Here is a 15,632-nt window from a genome sequence, read left to right as displayed (position 1 = left end):
AAGCGGGAAGCGGGAAGCGGGAAGCGGGAAGCGGGAAGCGGGAAACGGGAAACGGGAAGCAGAGAGTAGCAAGCAGGAAGCGCCGATGAAATTGCTGGTAGTCGAAGACGAGGCCAAGACCGGGGAATACCTGCGGCAGGGGCTGACTGAGGCGGGGTTCGTGGTGGACCTGGCCGCCAACGGCCTGGATGGCCAGCATCTGGCCATGACCGAGCCGTACGACCTGATCGTGCTCGACGTGATGCTGCCCGACGTCGACGGCTGGCGCATCGTGCAGACGCTGCGGGCCGCCGACAACCGGGTCCCGGTGCTGTTCCTGACGGCGCGCGACAGCGTGGCCGATCGCGTCAAGGGCCTGGAGCTCGGCGCCGACGACTATCTGGTCAAACCCTTTGCCTTTGCCGAGTTGCTGGCGCGCGTCCGCACGCTGCTGCGCCGCGGCGCCACGCAAGTAGCGCTGGACCGCATCCAGATCGCCGACCTGGTGCTCGACCTGGCCCGCCGCCGCGCCACCCGCGCCGGCCGCCGCATCGTGCTGACCAACAAGGAATTCTCGCTGCTCGAACTGCTGGCGCGCCGGCGGGGCGAGGTGCTGCCGCGCTCGCTGATCGCCTCGCAGGTCTGGGACATGAACTTCGACAGCGACAGCAATGTGATCGACGTCGCCATCCGCCGCCTGCGCGCCAAGATCGACGACGACTTCGACATCAAGCTGATCCAGACGGTGCGCGGCATGGGCTACGTGCTCGAGAACCCGGAGGACGGCGACTGATGCCGCGCCTCTCGCTGACGGCCCGGCTGACCGCGCTGTTCTCGCTGACCTCCGCCTGCGTGCTGCTGGGCCTGGGTTGGCTGATCTTCTGGGCGATGGACCGGCACTTCGCCGATCAGGACTACGCGCTGCTCGGGGACAATCTGCGCATGGTCGAACGGATCGTGGCGACGGGCCCGTCCGACGGCATCGCGGCGCGGCTGGCCGACGCGCAGAAGCACCACGGCGGCCTGCTGATCCATGTGCAAGGCAAGCGAGGCGAGCCGCTGTTTGCGAGCCCCGGCTTCGATTTCGGCGCGGCGCTCGAGGCGGCGGCGCGGACGGATGCGGGGGCGCGCCTCGATGCGGACGGCGCGGCCGGTGCGAACGCTGCGGACGGTGCCGATGGCGCGGACGGCTCGCAGGGCAATGGGCTCGAATGGCGGCAGAACGGCCAGCTGTATCGCGGCATGGTCCGCACGGTGCGCGATCCGGGCACGGGAGAGCCGCTGCGCATGCTGGTCGGCATGGACACAGAGATCCACGATCACTTCATTCACGCGTTCCGCCAGTCGCTGGTGTTCTATATCGCGCTGGCCGCGCTGGCCAGCGGCGTGCTCGGCTGGTGGGCGGCGCGCCGCGGGCTGTCGCCGCTGCGCACGATGGCCTCGCGCGCGCAGACCGTGACCGGCAGCAAGCTGTACGAGCGGATGCCCGTCGAAGCGGTGCCGGTCGAAATGGCGGACCTGGCGGCGAACCTGAACGCGATGCTGGCGCGGCTGCAGGACGATTTCCGCCGGCTGTCCGAATTCTCGTCCGACTTGGCGCACGAGCTGCGCACGCCGATCACCAACCTGATGACGCAGACCCAGGTCGCGCTGTCGCAGCCACGCGATGCCGGCAATTACCGCGACATCCTGGCGTCGAACGCCGAGGAACTGCAGCGCCTCGCCCGCATGGTGTCCGACATGCTGTACCTGGCCAAGATGGAACACGGGCTCGATCTGCCGAACACCGAGGCGATCCGCATCGCCGACGAGGTGCGGGCGCTGTTCGATTTCTACGAGGCGCTGGCCGAGGACAAGGCGGTGCGACTGGATCTGCGGGGCGACGGCCGCATCCAGGGCGACCGGCTGATGCTGCGGCGGGCGCTGAGCAATCTGATTTCGAATGCGCTGCGCTATACGCCGCCTGGCGGCACGATCGTCGTCGACGTGGCGGACGCCGGAGAACACGTCGAGGTCGCGGTGGAGAACGACGGCGCCGGGATCGACCCGAGCCTGCTGCCCTCGATCTTCGATCGCTTCTCGCGTGGGGACAAGTCCCGCACGAGGCCGGAGTCGGACAGCGTGGGGTTGGGGCTGTCGATCACCAGGGCCATCATGCTGGCGCACGGCGGGGATATCGCGGTGCGGTCCGAGCGGGGGAAGACGCGGTTTGCGTTGCGGTTTCCGAAGCGGATGGAGTGATGGGTCGAGGACTGACCGAGGGCTGACCGAGGACCGACCGCCGCGGACCAGCTGACGGGCAAAGAAAAAGGGCGCTGCGGCCGGTGCCGCAGCGCCCTTTTTGCTGAGGGCAACGCCTTGCCGATTTCCTTATTCCACCGTCACCGACTTCGCCAGATTGCGCGGCTTGTCGACGTCGGTACCACGCGCGCACGCGGTGTGATACGCCAGCAATTGCAGCGGCACCACATGCAGGATCGGCGACAGGTCGCCGTAGTGCTCGGGCAGGCGGATCACCTGGATGCCGTCGGTCGACGTAATGTGCGTGTCCGCGTCGGCGAACACATAAAGCCGGCCGCCGCGGGCACGCACTTCCTGGATGTTCGACTTCAGCTTTTCCAGCAGCGCGTCGTTCGGCGCCACCGTGACCACCGGCATCGCCTCGGTCACCAGCGCCAGCGGCCCGTGCTTGAGCTCGCCGGCCGGATAGGCCTCGGCGTGGATGTACGAGATTTCCTTCAGCTTCAGCGCGCCTTCCAGCGCGATCGGATAGTGCAGGCCGCGGCCGAGGAACAGCGCGTTCTCGCGGCGGGCGAAGTCCTCCGACCAGGCGATGATCTGCGGCTCCAGCGCCAGCACGCCGTGCAGCGCGGCCGGCAGGTGGCGCAGGTTCGCCAGCGCCCTGGCCTGGCTTTCCTCCGACAGCGTGCCGCGCAGCTTGGCCAGCGCCAGCGTCAGCATGTACAGCGCGGCCAGCTGCGTGGTGAAGGCCTTGGTCGAGGCGACGCCGATCTCGGTGCCCGCGCGCGTGATGAAGCGCAGCTCGGTTTCGCGGACCATCGCGCTGCTGGCGACGTTGCAGATGCACAGCGTGTGCTCGTGGCCCAGGCCCTTGGCATGGCGCAGCGCGGCCAGCGTGTCGGCGGTCTCGCCCGATTGCGAGATCACGACCACCAGCTGGCGCGGATTGGGTACCGTTTCGCGGTAGCGGTATTCGCTGGCGACCTCGACCTGGGTCGGGATGCGGGCGATCGCTTCGAGCCAGTACTTGGCGGTGCAGCCCGAGTAGTAGCTGGTGCCGCAGGCCAGGATCAGCACGCTGTCGATATTGGCGAACACCTGCGCGGCGCGTTCGCCGAACTGGCTCGGCTCGATGCTTTCGATGCCCTCGAGCGTGTCGGCCAGCGCGCGCGGCTGCTCGAAGATTTCCTTCTGCATGAAATGCCGGTACGGGCCGAGATCGACGGCCGCCGCATGGGCTTCGACCACGCGCACTTCGCGCTCGACCGGCTCGTCGTTGACGTCGTGGATCGTGATCGCGTCGCGGCGCACCTCGACCACGTCGCCCTCTTCCAGATAGATCACGCGGTTGGCGGTGCCGGCGACGGCCAGCGCGTCGGAGGCGAGGAAGGCCTCGCCTTCGCCGAGCGCCGCGACCAGCGGCGAGCCGGCGCGCGCGCCGACCACGCAGTCGGGCTGGTCCTTGGCGACCACGGCGATCGCATAGGCGCCGTGCAGGCGCTTGGTGATCGCCCGCACCGAGGCGAACAGGTCGCCGCGCGTGGCGCTGCTCGGATAGGTGTAGGCCTGGTGCACCAGATGGGCGACCACTTCGGTATCGGTCTGCGAATCGAAGCCGTAGCCGGCGGCGCGCAATTCGTCGCGCAGCGGCTCGTAGTTCTCGATGATGCCGTTGTGCACCAGCGCGATGGTCTCGCCGGAGAAGTGCGGGTGGGCGTTGATGGTGTCGGGCTTGCCGTGCGTGGCCCAGCGCGTGTGGGCCACGCCGATCGTGCCGGACAGGCCGGAGCCGCGCGTCTGCTCGTCCAGGTCCGCCACCCGCGACACGGTGCGGGCGCGCTCGAGCGTGTCCTCGCGGACCACTGCCACGCCGCACGAGTCATAGCCGCGGTATTCCAGGCGGCGCAGGCCTTCGATCAGAACCGGAACGATATTGCGCGTCGAAACCGCGCCGACGATGCCACACATGTTGCTCTCCCTGGGTGCCGCGGCTCGTGACCGCCTGCGTTGATGCTTTGTTCGATGTCCTGGCTGGCGGGCGCTTGTGCCGCCCGCCCCGGGCCTTGCGCGCCGGCCAGCGCGGTGCGCCTATCTTACTTCGTGCCCTGCCTGGGCTGCTTGACCGGCCGCTGCCAGCCGGGGATGGTCGTCTGCTTGGCGCGCGACAGCGTCAGCTGGTCGGCCGGCGCTTCCTTGGTCAGCGTGGTGCCGGCGCCCAGCGTCGCGCCGCGGCGTACCGTGACGGGCGCGACCAGCTGCGAGTCCGAGCCGATGAAGACGTCGTCCTCGATCACCGTGCGGTGCTTGTTGACGCCGTCGTAGTTGCAGGTGATGGTGCCGGCGCCGATGTTGACGCGCGAGCCGACCGTGGCGTCGCCGACGTAGGCAAGATGGTTGGCCTTGCTGTGCGCGGCGATCTGGCTGTTCTTGACCTCGACGAAGTTGCCGATATGGACGTCCTCGCCCAGTTCGGTGCCGGGACGCAGCCGGGCATAGGGCCCGATCCGGCCGTCCGCGCCGACCTGCGCCTGCTCCAGATGGCAGAAGGCCAGCACGCGTGCCCCGGAACCGATGCGGCTATCCCGGATCACACAGTGAGGACCGATCTGCACGCCGTCTTCCAGGTGAACCCGTCCCTCGAACACGCATCCCACGTCGATCGTGACGTCTCGGCCACATGTCAGTTCGCCCCGGATATCGATCCGGGCCGGGTCGAGCACGGTCACGCCGGCTTCCAGCAGGCGCATCGCCTGGTTGCGCTGGTGCAGGCGTTCGAGTTCGGCCAGTTGCACCTTGCTGTTGACGCCCAGCGTCTCCCACAGCGCGCCCGGCTGGGCGGACACGACCTCGACGCCATCGGCGACCGCGCGCTCGACGGTATCGGTGAGGTAGTACTCACCCTGCGCGTTATCGTTGCGCAGCGTGGACAGCCACTCGGTCAGCTTCGCGGTCGGGCAGACCACGATGCCGGTATTGATCTCGCGGATCGCGCGCTCGGCTTCGCTGGCGTCCTTCTGCTCGACGATGCGGGCGATGCTGCCGGCGGCGTCGCGCACGATACGGCCGTAGCCGGTCGGATCGTCCATCTCGACGGTCAGGATGCCGAAGCGGTCCTGCCCGGCGGCTTCCACCAGACGGGCCAGCGTGTCGGCCCGGGTCAGCGGCACGTCGCCGTACAGCACCAGCGTCGGCTGGGCCGGATCGAGCAGCGGCAGCGCCTGCATCACCGCATGGCCGGTTCCGAGCTGTTGGGCCTGCAGCGCGAAGGCGACATCGGGCGCGGCGACCGCGGCCTGTACCCGCTCGGCGCCATGGCCCACGACCACCACCAGCCGCGTCGGCGACAGCGTACGCGCGGTATCGATCACATGAGCAAGCAGCGGCCGGCCGGCCAGCGGATGCAGCACCTTCGGCAAATCGGAATGCATCCGTTTGCCCATGCCGGCGGCGAGAATGACGATGTTCACGAGGAGGTTCCTAAGTGAGTGCGCCCGAATTGACATCCGGATCGGAAAGACGCGCGACCAGCCCCGACGTGACAGCGGGGCGTTGGCGCAACTGGCGGACGGTGGGCCGTTCATCGGCCTCATCCCGCCATGGACGGAGCCATGCGGAAGCCGTCGCCGGCACCCCGCCATCGTCCGCAAACCGTTGCCAGACCTTGCCTGGCGGGCGGCGGAGAGCTGCCGTTGGCGCGTCCGGCGATTCTAGCATGGGGGGTATCCGCCGCTTGACGGCTGTTGCGCAAATTCACAATGTGCGGTGGCGCGAACTGATCGCGGCGGGGATGCTGGTATTGCTGACCGCCTGCAATGCGATGAAGCTCGGCTACCAGCAGGGCGACCACCTGGCCTACTGGTGGATCGACAACTATGTCGACGTCACCGACGACCAGGAGCCGCAGACCCGGGATGCGATCGCCCGCTTCTTCGCCTGGCACCGGCGCGAGCAGCTGCCCGAGATCGCCGCCTTGCTGCAACGCGCCAAGAGCGAGGTGCAAGGGCCGGTGACCGAGGCCCAGCTGGAGCGCGTGCGCGACGATACGCAACGGATGGCCCGCGTCGCCTTCGACCATGCGATCCCGGATGTCGCCGATCTGCTGTTGACACTGACGCCGGACCAGATCAAGCGGATGGAGCGCAAGTTCGCCGACGGCAACGAGAAGTACCGCAGGAAATTCCTGCGCGGCAGCCCCGACGATCGCCTCGAGGCCCGTTACGACAAGGTGATGGAGTGGGCCACGCTGATCTACGGGCGCTTCTCGCGCGAGCAGCAGGACGCGATCCGCGCCGCGCTCCGCCCGGTGGTCGACAACGCCGAGTCGCGCTTCGGCGAACGGGTGAAACGCCAGCAGGCCTGGATGGCGCTGGTCCGGCAGGTCCAGGCGGAACACCCGCCCAAGGCCCGCGTGATCGCGCTGCTGCAGCGCTTCGGCGACCAGTGGCAGGCGCCGCCGACGCGCGAGCGCCGCGTCAGCTACGAGGCCAATACCGAGGCCGGACTGACGGTGGCGGCGCAGATCGCCAACATGACCACGCCGGAGCAGAAGCGCCACGCGGTCGAGCGCTTCCAGAAGTGGATCGAGGATACGCAGTCGCTGATGCGCGAGGCGCCGCGGCAGCCGGCCACGGTGCCGTCGCGCGCGGCCAACTGAGGCGGCGCCGAAGGAAAGCCGAAGGAAAGCCGAAGGAGAGCGGAAGGCGAGCTCAGAGAGCCCGCAGGAGCCCGAAGGCGCGCTGAACGAACCGGTGCTGGACCGCCGAAGCCTGAACGAACCGGTGCCGAGTCCCCGAGGCCTTATTCCGCCGCCGACGCGGCCGCCGCAGTGGTGGCCACCGCCGCGCCCTCGGCCTGCGCGCCCCGCCCCCCCGGCCTCTCGAAGCGGACGAATTCCATCCGGTTCTCGGCGCTGCCGCCGGCGAACACCAGCGGCTGCTGCGAGAAGGTCGAGTCGCCGAACAGCGAGGCCTCGTCGACCTTGGCCAGCCCGGTCGCCAGGCCGTTGAAGTCGAACAGCTCGGTATCGGCCAGGTGCGACGGCACCACGTTCTTCAGCGCCGAGAAGATATTGTCGATGCGGCCCGGATTCTGCCGCTCCCACTCGAGCAGCATTTCCTTGACCTTCTTGCGCTGCAGGTTCTCCTGCGAGCCGCACAGATTGCAGGGGATGATCGGGAATTCCATCGCGCGCGCATAGGCGGCAATGTCCTTCTCCGAGCAATAGGCCAGCGGGCGGATCACGATGTGCTGGCCGTCGTCGGTGGCCAGCTTCGGCGGCATCGCCTTCATCTTGCCGCCGAAGAACATGTTCAGGAAGAAGGTCTGGACGATGTCGTCGCGATGGTGGCCCAGCGCGATCTTGTTGGCGCCCAGCTCCTTCGCGGTCCGGTAGATCACGCCCCGGCGCAGCCGCGAACACAGCGAGCAGGTGGTCTTGCCCTCCGGCACCTTCTCCTTGACGATCGAATAGGTGTCGGCCTCGACGATCACGTACTGCACGCCGATATTGTCGAGGTAGCGCGGCAGCACGTCCTCGGGGAAGCCCGGCTGCTTCTGATCGAGATTCATCGCGATCAGCTTGAAGTCGATCGGCGCGCGCTTCTGCAGCGCCATCAGCACCGACAGCATCGTGTACGAGTCCTTGCCGCCCGACAGGCAGACCAGCACCGTATCGCCGTCCTCGATCATCTTGAAGTCGCCGATCGCGCGGCCGGTCTGCGACTGCAGATAGGTCTCGAGGCGGTAGAAGTTCCTGGAGTGGGTGGTTTCGGTCATGGCGGGAGGGAAGGCAACGGGCGGGGCGCCGTTCGGGCGCAATCGAACCGGGTATTTTAGCGGAGCGCCCCAGGGGCTGCATCAAGTGCCGGGGGCATCACGAAGACGCGCGACCCAGCGGCAAGCCTGGCGCCCGGCTCGACGGCGGGCCGATCGCCGGCCTAGCTCTTGATATGAAACACCTCGACCCCGACCGAATCGCAATCCGGATACACGTCGGGCTTCTCGGTCGACACCCGCACCGCGCGCACCTTGGGGTGGCGCAGCATCGCGCGGGCAACGTCGTCGCACAGGGTCTCCTGCAGGTGGACGTGGCCCAGCGCCATGCGCTCGGCGACGGTATTGCGCATGAAGTCGTAGTCGACGACCTCGTGCAGCTTGTCGTCGTGCGGCGTGCTTTCCGCCAGCGGCACGTACAGGTCGATATTGATCAGCACGCGCTGTTCGCCCTTCTTCTCGAACTCGTGCACGCCAATGTTGATCTGCACTTCGTAGTTGCGCAGGAACATGCGGCGGCAGTCTTGCAGGCTGGGATGGGAAAGAGCGGCGGACATGGCGGCGTGGGAGAGAAAGGGGAGACGGGGGAGAGAAGGGAGCCGGAAATCGGGAATCTGGAACCGGCAAAGGCCGCCGATGGTACAGGCGGCCGCGGCTCCAGGGAAGTCATTCGGTCAGGAACATCACGTCGCGCGCCAGCGGCATCAGGTGCTGGCCGCCGTCCACGTACAGCGTAGTGCCGGTGACCGCGCGGGCCTCGGCGAGATAGGCCACGGCCTGGGCGATATCGTCGGGCGTCGACGACTGGCCCAGCGGCGTCATCCGGTGCGCGCGCTTGAAGCCGCCGCCGGACTGGTCGCCCGACACCAGCGTGATGCCCGGCGCCACGCCGACCACGCGCAGGCGCGGCGCCAGCGCCTGGGCCAGCTGCATCGTCGCCGTCTGCAGCGCGGCCTTGGACAGCGTGTACGAGAGGAAGTCCGGGTTCAGGTTGTCGAGCTTCTGATCCAGCAGGTTGATCACCACGCCGCGCGCATCGTCCGGCAGCGCCCGGTGCAACTCGCGCGACAGCAGCAGCGGCGCGGCGACATTGGTGCGCATATGCGTATCGAGCGAGCCGTAGGAGAAGCTGGTGGCGACGTCGTACTGGAACAGCGAGGCGTTGTTGACCAGGCAGGTCGGCGTGCCGAGGGCGGCGGTGCAGGCGGCGATCAGCCCGCCGGTCGCCGCCTCGTCGGCCAGGTCCGCCTGCAGCACCGCGGCGCGGCGGCCGAGCGCGCGGATCTGTCCGGCGACCTCCTCGGCCTCGTCACGCGAGCGATGGCAGTGCACCGCGATATCCCAGCCGCGCGCCGCCAGTTCCAGCGCGATCGCGCGGCCGATGCGGCGGGCGCCGCCCGTCACGAGCGCAATGCCGCGGCTGGGGCCGGGCGCGACCGCCTGCGTCGACGAGGCCGAGGACGAGGCCGTCGTCGAACCGGGCGCGGCGTCGGAAGAAGTGAAATCTGGCATTGCTACAATCGCGGGATGCAGAAAACCGGTAGTTTACCCCTTCCCTCCGCGGACGCGCTCGATGCCTCCACGGCATTGGCCGCGCGCATCGGCGAGGCGATCGACGCCGCGCAAGGCTGGCTCGGCTTCGACCGCTACATGGCGATGGCGCTCTACACGCCCGGGCTCGGGTACTACAGCGGCGGCGCGGCCAAGTTCGGCCGCGACGTGCGCGACGGCAGCGACTTCATCACCGCCCCCGAACTGACGCCGTTCTTCGCCCGTACGCTGGCGCGCCAGCTGGCGCAATGGCTCGAGCAGGGCCTGGACGAGGTGATGGAATTCGGCGCCGGCACGGGCCGGCTGGCGGCGGATCTGCTGCTGGCGCTCGAAACCGAGGGCCGGCTGCCCTCGCGCTACTGGATCGTCGAACTGTCCGGCGAGCTGCGCGCCCGCCAGCAGGCCACGCTGGCCGCGCGCGCCCCGCATCTGGCCGCCCGGGTGCAGTGGCTCGACGCCCTGCCCGCGCGCTTCGCGGGCGTGGCGATCGGCAACGAGGTCCTCGACGCGATGCCGGTACGGCTCTACGCGCGGGTTGGCGGTGTCTGGCATGAGCGCGGGGTCGCGCGCAGCGATGTCGGCGAGCATGGCAACGATGCGCGCTTCCGCTTCGCCGACCGGCCGCTTGGCGCGGCCGACGTGCCCGCCGCCGTCGCCGCGATTCCGGGCGACCACGACATCGTCACCGAGACCCATGCCGAGGCCGAGGGCTTCGTCCGCTCGCTCGGCGCAATGCTGTCGCGCGGCGCGGCGCTGCTGATCGACTACGGCTTTCCGGCCAGCGAGTACTACCATCCGCAGCGCACCGGCGGCACGCTGATGTGCCATTACCGCCATCACGCCCACCCCGATCCGTTCCTCTATCCGGGGCTGCAGGACATCACGGCCCACGTCAACTTCAGCGGCATCGCGCAGGCGGCGGTGGACGCGGGCCTGGAGGTTGCGGGCTTCGCCTCGCAGGCGCGCCTGCTGATGAATGCCGGCATCACCGAACTGCTGATGTCGCTGGACCCCAACGATGCCCGCAGCTTCCTGCCGGCCGCCAACGCGGTGCAGAAGCTGCTGTCCGAAGCCGAAATGGGCGAGTTGTTCAAGGCCATCGCGCTGACGCGCGGCCTGGGCGACAGCGTGCCGATCGGCTTTGCCGCGGGCGACCGCAGCCACACCCTGTAGCCACGGAACGCCCCCATGCTGCGCTGGACACTGACCATCTTCCTCTCCGTGATCATCCTGTCGTCCGCGCTGCCGTGGCTGCAAAAGATCGGACTGGGCCGCCTGCCGGGCGACGTGCGTTTCCGGCTGTTCGGCCGCGAATGGGTGCTGCCGTTCGCGTCGACCGTGCTGCTGTCGCTGATCGCGCTGCTGGTCGGCCGGCTGCTATGACGGTGCGCCGGGTGCCGGCGGCAGGTCCATCGGCGGCACCCCGTCGTACAGCGTAGTCAGCGCCGTCAGCGCCCTCAGCCCCTCGGGCCACGGCCCGCCATCCGCTTCCGACAACGCGATCTGCAATTCCCTGAGCGCGTGCAGCGGCGAACCGCGATACGCCGGCGGCAAGCGCCGCACCGCCTCCACCAGCGCCTGCCATATTCCCGGCCACGTCTCTCGCGGGCGCCCCGCCACGGAGCCACGCGCCAGTTCCGACAGCACGCTGGCGCGCCGAGCGGCCGGCAGGCCGGCGGCGCGCTCGAGCAACAGCAGCCAAGCATCGGCGTGGTCGATCGCCGCGGCTGCCACCAGCCGCCGCTGCTCAAGGGCCGGCGGCTGCGGGGCAATCGTCCGCAGCAAGGCCGCCCATGCCGGTGCCCGCTCCGCCGGGCCGAGGATCACCCCGGTCAGCCGCCAAAGCGCCAGCCAGGGTTGCTCGCGGTGATCGGCGGAAAGGCGTGGCAGCAAGGCGGCCAGGCGCGGCACCGCGCGCGCCGCCATCCCCGGCGATAGCCGACGCAACTGATCGCAGGCCCGTTGCAGCTCGCGGTTCAAGGCAGCGGGCGGCAACTGCGCCAACAGGTCCAGATAGCCCTCCCAGTGGCGCTCGCACTGGTCCGGAAAGGCGGCGCAGAACGCGTACAGCAGCGGCGCGCGTCCTGCCGGCGGCAACCGTGCGGCGGCGTCGGTCATCGCGTTCCAGCGCGCATCGGGATAGGGTCCGCTCAATTCCGCCAGCGCGGCGGCCAGGGCCTGCAGCGGCCCCGCGCGATGGTCGATCGGCAGCGCGTCGACGGCATGCCCGAACAGCCCGGACCAGGCGTCGCGCCTGGCCTCATGGGGCAGCAGACCGAGCGAGGAAGCATGCGACGCGATCAGGACCGCGCATCTCGGCGGTGCCAGCCTGCCCGCCTCCGCCCACAGGTCGCCCCACAGACGCGGCGCCACACAGACGCCGGGCGCCGCCTTGCAGACGATCGCGAGCCAATGGGCCCGCGCCGCCGCATCGGTACACGCGTGCTGCCCCTCGGTCCACAGGCGGTTGCTGCATTCCAGCACCTGCTCGCGCGACGATCCGGCATGGCTCCACGCGGCGACCCGGCTCAGCACCTGAAGCCGGCTCTCGCCAGGCAGATCCCGCAGCGCCTCCCATACCCACTGCCGCAGCTGGGCCGACAGGTCGATGTCGTCGGCATGCAGCCACGCCGGCCCCGCTGCGTCCGCCAGCGCACACAGCACGGCAGTGCGCTGTGCCATGGCGGCCGCGCCTTCCTGCTGCGCCAATGCCGGGTAGGCCGATTGCACGGTGGCCAGCAGCTCGACCGGGGCCCTGCCGAGCGAACGTACCGCCCAACACATCGCCGTGATCAACGGCGCAACCTGCGCGCCCGGCACCGCCATGGCGCGCTGCAGGCATGCCGGCAACGCGGCGGCCGCCTCCTGCGTCAAGCGGGGAAATTCGGTGCAAAGGGCCAGCAGCGCCGTGGACTGCTGCGGCGGCGGCAGTCCGCACACCAGCTGCAACAGCGATCCCTGCAGCGAGCGCAGGTGCCGCGTCATCTCCACGTGGTCGACGATGCGTTGGCGCGTGGCCAGGTGCGCCAACTTGCCGCAGCACGACAGCAATGCGCACAGCGGGCGCTGGCGCAGGTCGGCCGGCAGCGTCGCGACCGCCTCGATCATCGGACCGCACGCCCTCGCGCCCACGAACGGGTGCATCGACGCCAGGCGTTCGGCCAGTGCGGCCATATGGCCGGCGCGGAGGTTCGGCGCAATGACGCCTTGATCGATTTCCCGCAGCGCAGCCTGCAAGGTCGACAGATTGGACACGCGGCCGATGCACCAGTCGATCCTTGCCGACTGGATCATGGACGCGAGTGCTACCCGCGTGCGCCGGTCGGTCTGCGCCATCCCGCAAAGGGGGCGATGGTCCAGATGGCCGGCGACATGCCGCAACAGATCGGTTGTCAGTTCGTGCCATGTGGCGCGCGTCTGCCTGCCCGGTCCGCCCGGCTCGCGTTGCCCCGTCGGCCCGGTTTGCCCAGGAGCCGCGGTCGGCGCGAACGCCTGGTGCGTCATGAAGCCAGCATCGATTTGCCGAAGCATGGTGCCTCCGTGAAACGGCTCAGGGCCAGGTCTCGTCGATCCGCTCGCGCTTCGGCGCGATGGCCCGCATCGCTACCGGATACCGCGGCCGCTTCAATACACGGCGCACCAGCGCGGATTCCGCAAAGGGAGCGAGAGGGTGGAACCCGGCCGGTATGTCGTCGGGCGCCACGCCGCGCAGCAGCGCGACGAAGTGCGAGCGGGCCGCCAGGCGGATGCCGTGGGGCAGCTCGCCCAGCAAGCGCGCCAGCGATGGCAGCGGCGCTCCGCGATAGTGCGTCGGCAATTCCCGTACCGCGCGCACCAGTTCCATCCATGCCGTCACGCGTTCGCTGGCATGCCAGGCCATGGGGCCCTGCGCGCCGGCGCAACGCGCCAGCCGGGCCAGCACCTCGCCCTGCAGCGCGGCGGGCAGATCGCGTACCTGCATCAGGACCCATTCGCACCGTCCGGCGTCGGCATTCCAGGTCGCACCGAGCAGGCATTGCTGGCGGGCAACGGGCGGCTGTCCGGCCAGCAATTCGGCGAGCGTGTCCCACGCGCGTCGATGCCCTTCCGGGTCGAACTCGAACACCCGATGCACACGCCGCAACAACATCTGCCACGGCGCATGCCGCTGCGCGGGCGGCAGGGCCGGCACCGATCGGGCGATGTCCCACCACGCCGGGGCCCGCTGCGCATGCGGCGCGAGTTGGGCAATCCAGTCGGCCAGTTGGGTCAGTACCCCGGCCCGCTCTTCCATCGGCAGGCGCGTCATGATGATCCGGTGGCACGGCGCCCAGAACCGCTCCACGTTGCCGATTTCGATGCATGCGAGCAATACCTTGACCTGCGACGCCGCCGGCAGCGGGCGCAGCGCGTCGAGCAGGCGCTGCCAGCGAGGGTCCTCCATGTCCGCCTCGTCGGTCAGCAAGGCATCGGCCAGTTCCGCCAGCGGCCCGGCCCGCGACGCCGCCGGTACCGCGACGATCCGCTCGTGGAGCGCGTGCCAGCGGGCCTCGCGGTCGGCCGCCTCGACCGGCACCGCGACGCCGCGCGCCAGCATGGCGAGCACCGGGCCTTGCCCGTCCGGCGGCAGCGTTGCTGCCGCGTCGAACAGGCGGTCCCAGGCATCCGGTGGCTCCGCCCATCCGTGATGGGCGGCCAGTGCGCCGAGCCAGCGCGTCCACCGCGCCGGATCGGCGGCGAAACGCTGGCCCGCGTTCCACAGCAGGGGCCAGCGCTGCGCGGCGCTGTCGCTGAGCCGCTGCGACCCGGGTCCGGCAAGGGCGACCATCACGTCGAGCGCGGGACCGGGGGGCAAGGCCCGCGCGGCCTCCAGCAGATCGCACCACAGTCGATGCGCTGCCGGCTCGTCCCGGACATAACCCGCTTCCCACTGAACGTCGAGCGTATCCGCGAGGCCGGCCAGCACGGCAGCCTGCTCGCTCCATGAGGGCTCGCCGTCGGGCGTCTGCAGTCGAGCACGGGCCTGCAGGAACTGCTGCACGCGCTCGTCGGCGCGCGTTGCGCGGACGAACGGAAAACGCCGCAGTATCTGCGCCAGCACGGCACCGCGGTCGGGCATGGGCAGCTGCAGCGCCTCATCGATCCACTCGTCGACATCCGGCATCGCGTCCTGCGTCAGCGAGGCGATACGCAGGCATGCGATCAGCGGCTCGGCGCGCTGCGCGGGCGGCAGGTGCTCCACCGCCAGCAACAGCGGCAAGGCGCCGCGTGGATGGCAAACCAGTTCCTCGCAACGAGCCAGGCCGTGCATGACGCCGACCACGGGCCGTGCCCGCAGCGGGGCAGGCAGCCGCGCAATGCCTTCGAGCAGGACATCGCGTGCGGCCGCGACCATGCCGCCATCCAGCCTCGGCAGGCGTTCGGCCAGCGCACACAGCGCGTTCGCCCGGTTGGCATCGGACAGCAGCGGGTCGCGCAGCGCTCGCACGGTGTACCTGAGCGTCGACAGGCTCGACACGCAGGCGATGCGCCAGCCGACGCGGGCCGTCACGGTGCACGATGCCAGCGCCTGATGCGTGCGCTTGTGGGTCAGGCGCAGCGCCTCGAGCGCCTGCCATGGCAGGAAGCTGCCGACATGGGCGACGAGTTCCGCGGGCAGGCGATGCCAGCCGGTGTTGGTCTGCGCATCGGGCCCGGCATCGGCGTTGGCATCGGCGTTGGCACCGACACCGGCATTGGCGCTGGCATGGGAGTTGGCAGGGAGACCGACATTGGCATCGGCATGGACATCGGCGGTTGCCTGGGCGCCGGATTCGTTCGATGCCGAAGGAATCGGACAGGCGGGGATATACGGAGCGATGGGATCTGGCATGGCGTATGACCTCGGAGAGGACAACGCCGACGCGTGGCTGCCGTGCCCGGTGGGGGTCCGCCATGATGAAGGGACGATGCACTGGGAGGGCAGGCGTCGGCGACGATCGGCTCGAATGCCAGACGGCGGGCCAAGGGACCCCGCATTCGAGCGAGGCGCCATTGTGTTGGCCTCGCCGGACGCTCTCTTTCGATTTGCAGCGGCAGCTTGCTGCCACGGCCGCGCCTGCAGGGCCGCC

At 69.6% G+C, this 15,632-nt stretch carries 12 protein-coding genes; 5 read left to right on the top strand and 7 right to left on the bottom strand.

Annotated features, from left to right (window positions below):
• Positions 1 to 85 precede the first annotated feature (85 nt).
• Both K7G19_RS15855 and K7G19_RS15850 read left to right on the top strand, forming a co-directional pair.
• The gene (locus tag K7G19_RS15855; RefSeq protein WP_149317211.1) at positions 86 to 772 is read left to right on the top strand and encodes a heavy metal response regulator transcription factor; all 687 of its coding nucleotides are present in this window, start codon (positions 86 to 88) and stop codon (positions 770 to 772) included.
• Positions 772 to 2,220, top strand: coding sequence for a heavy metal sensor histidine kinase (locus K7G19_RS15850; RefSeq protein WP_226108070.1), 1,449 nt, complete (start codon positions 772 to 774; stop codon positions 2,218 to 2,220). Before K7G19_RS15855 ends, K7G19_RS15850 begins: the two co-directional genes overlap by 1 nt.
• 129 nt (positions 2,221 to 2,349) lie before the next feature.
• Here K7G19_RS15850 and glmS read toward each other — a convergent pair whose 3' ends face one another.
• Both glmS and glmU read right to left on the bottom strand, forming a co-directional pair.
• Positions 2,350 to 4,188, bottom strand: a complete 1,839-nt coding sequence (glmS, locus tag K7G19_RS15845) for a glutamine--fructose-6-phosphate transaminase (isomerizing) (protein WP_149317213.1) — start codon at positions 4,186 to 4,188, stop codon at positions 2,350 to 2,352.
• A 125-nt stretch (positions 4,189 to 4,313) separates the two neighbouring features.
• The gene (gene glmU, locus K7G19_RS15840; RefSeq protein ID WP_149317214.1) at positions 4,314 to 5,687 is read right to left on the bottom strand and encodes a bifunctional UDP-N-acetylglucosamine diphosphorylase/glucosamine-1-phosphate N-acetyltransferase GlmU; all 1,374 of its coding nucleotides are present in this window, start codon (positions 5,685 to 5,687) and stop codon (positions 4,314 to 4,316) included.
• A gap of 290 nt (positions 5,688 to 5,977) precedes the next feature.
• On the opposite strand from glmU, the gene K7G19_RS15835 reads away from it, so the two are divergent.
• Entirely contained in the window at positions 5,978 to 6,874 is an 897-nt protein-coding gene (locus K7G19_RS15835) for a DUF6279 family lipoprotein (RefSeq protein ID WP_150082773.1), read from the top strand.
• Positions 6,875 to 7,017: 143 nt separating this feature from the next.
• On the opposite strand, the gene ttcA is transcribed toward K7G19_RS15835, so the two are convergent.
• From ttcA to K7G19_RS15820, 3 genes are all read right to left on the bottom strand, one after another.
• A complete protein-coding gene (gene ttcA / locus K7G19_RS15830) occupies positions 7,018 to 7,995 on the bottom strand; it encodes a tRNA 2-thiocytidine(32) synthetase TtcA (RefSeq protein WP_226108069.1) in 978 nt (325 codons plus the stop codon).
• A gap of 161 nt (positions 7,996 to 8,156) precedes the next feature.
• Positions 8,157 to 8,549: a dihydroneopterin aldolase gene (locus K7G19_RS15825; protein ID WP_006575896.1), complete on the bottom strand. Its 393-nt coding sequence runs from the start codon at positions 8,547 to 8,549 to the stop codon at positions 8,157 to 8,159.
• Positions 8,550 to 8,658: 109 nt separating this feature from the next.
• Positions 8,659 to 9,504 carry an SDR family oxidoreductase gene (locus tag K7G19_RS15820; protein ID WP_149317217.1) on the bottom strand — a complete coding sequence of 282 codons (846 nt, stop codon included), beginning with the start codon at positions 9,502 to 9,504 and terminating at the stop codon, positions 8,659 to 8,661.
• A gap of 15 nt (positions 9,505 to 9,519) precedes the next feature.
• Here K7G19_RS15820 and K7G19_RS15815 point away from each other — a divergent pair, with 15 nt between their 5' ends.
• Both K7G19_RS15815 and K7G19_RS15810 read left to right on the top strand, forming a co-directional pair.
• On the top strand, positions 9,520 to 10,716 hold the full coding sequence (locus K7G19_RS15815; RefSeq protein WP_226108068.1) for a class I SAM-dependent methyltransferase: 1,197 nt from the start codon (positions 9,520 to 9,522) through the stop codon (positions 10,714 to 10,716).
• 15 nt (positions 10,717 to 10,731) lie between these two features.
• A complete protein-coding gene (locus tag K7G19_RS15810) occupies positions 10,732 to 10,926 on the top strand; it encodes a DUF2905 domain-containing protein (RefSeq protein WP_053820940.1) in 195 nt (64 codons plus the stop codon).
• Here the strand turns inward: K7G19_RS15810 and K7G19_RS15805 are convergent.
• Positions 10,921 to 13,047 (bottom strand): hypothetical protein, encoded by a 2,127-nt coding sequence (locus K7G19_RS15805; protein ID WP_226108067.1) that lies wholly within the window; start codon positions 13,045 to 13,047, stop codon positions 10,921 to 10,923. The genes K7G19_RS15810 and K7G19_RS15805 overlap by 6 nt on opposite strands.
• Before the next feature lie 46 nt (positions 13,048 to 13,093).
• The gene (locus K7G19_RS15800) at positions 13,094 to 15,394 is read right to left on the bottom strand and encodes a hypothetical protein (protein ID WP_226108066.1); all 2,301 of its coding nucleotides are present in this window, start codon (positions 15,392 to 15,394) and stop codon (positions 13,094 to 13,096) included.
• Positions 15,395 to 15,632: the final 238 nt, after the last annotated feature.

It is taken from the genome of Cupriavidus sp. DB3 (genome assembly GCF_020418465.1).
Taxonomy (GTDB): Bacteria; Pseudomonadota; Gammaproteobacteria; order Burkholderiales; family Burkholderiaceae; genus Cupriavidus; species Cupriavidus cauae.
The sequence above is the reverse complement of the archived record's forward strand: the minus strand, read 5'-3'. Positions and strand labels throughout refer to the sequence as shown.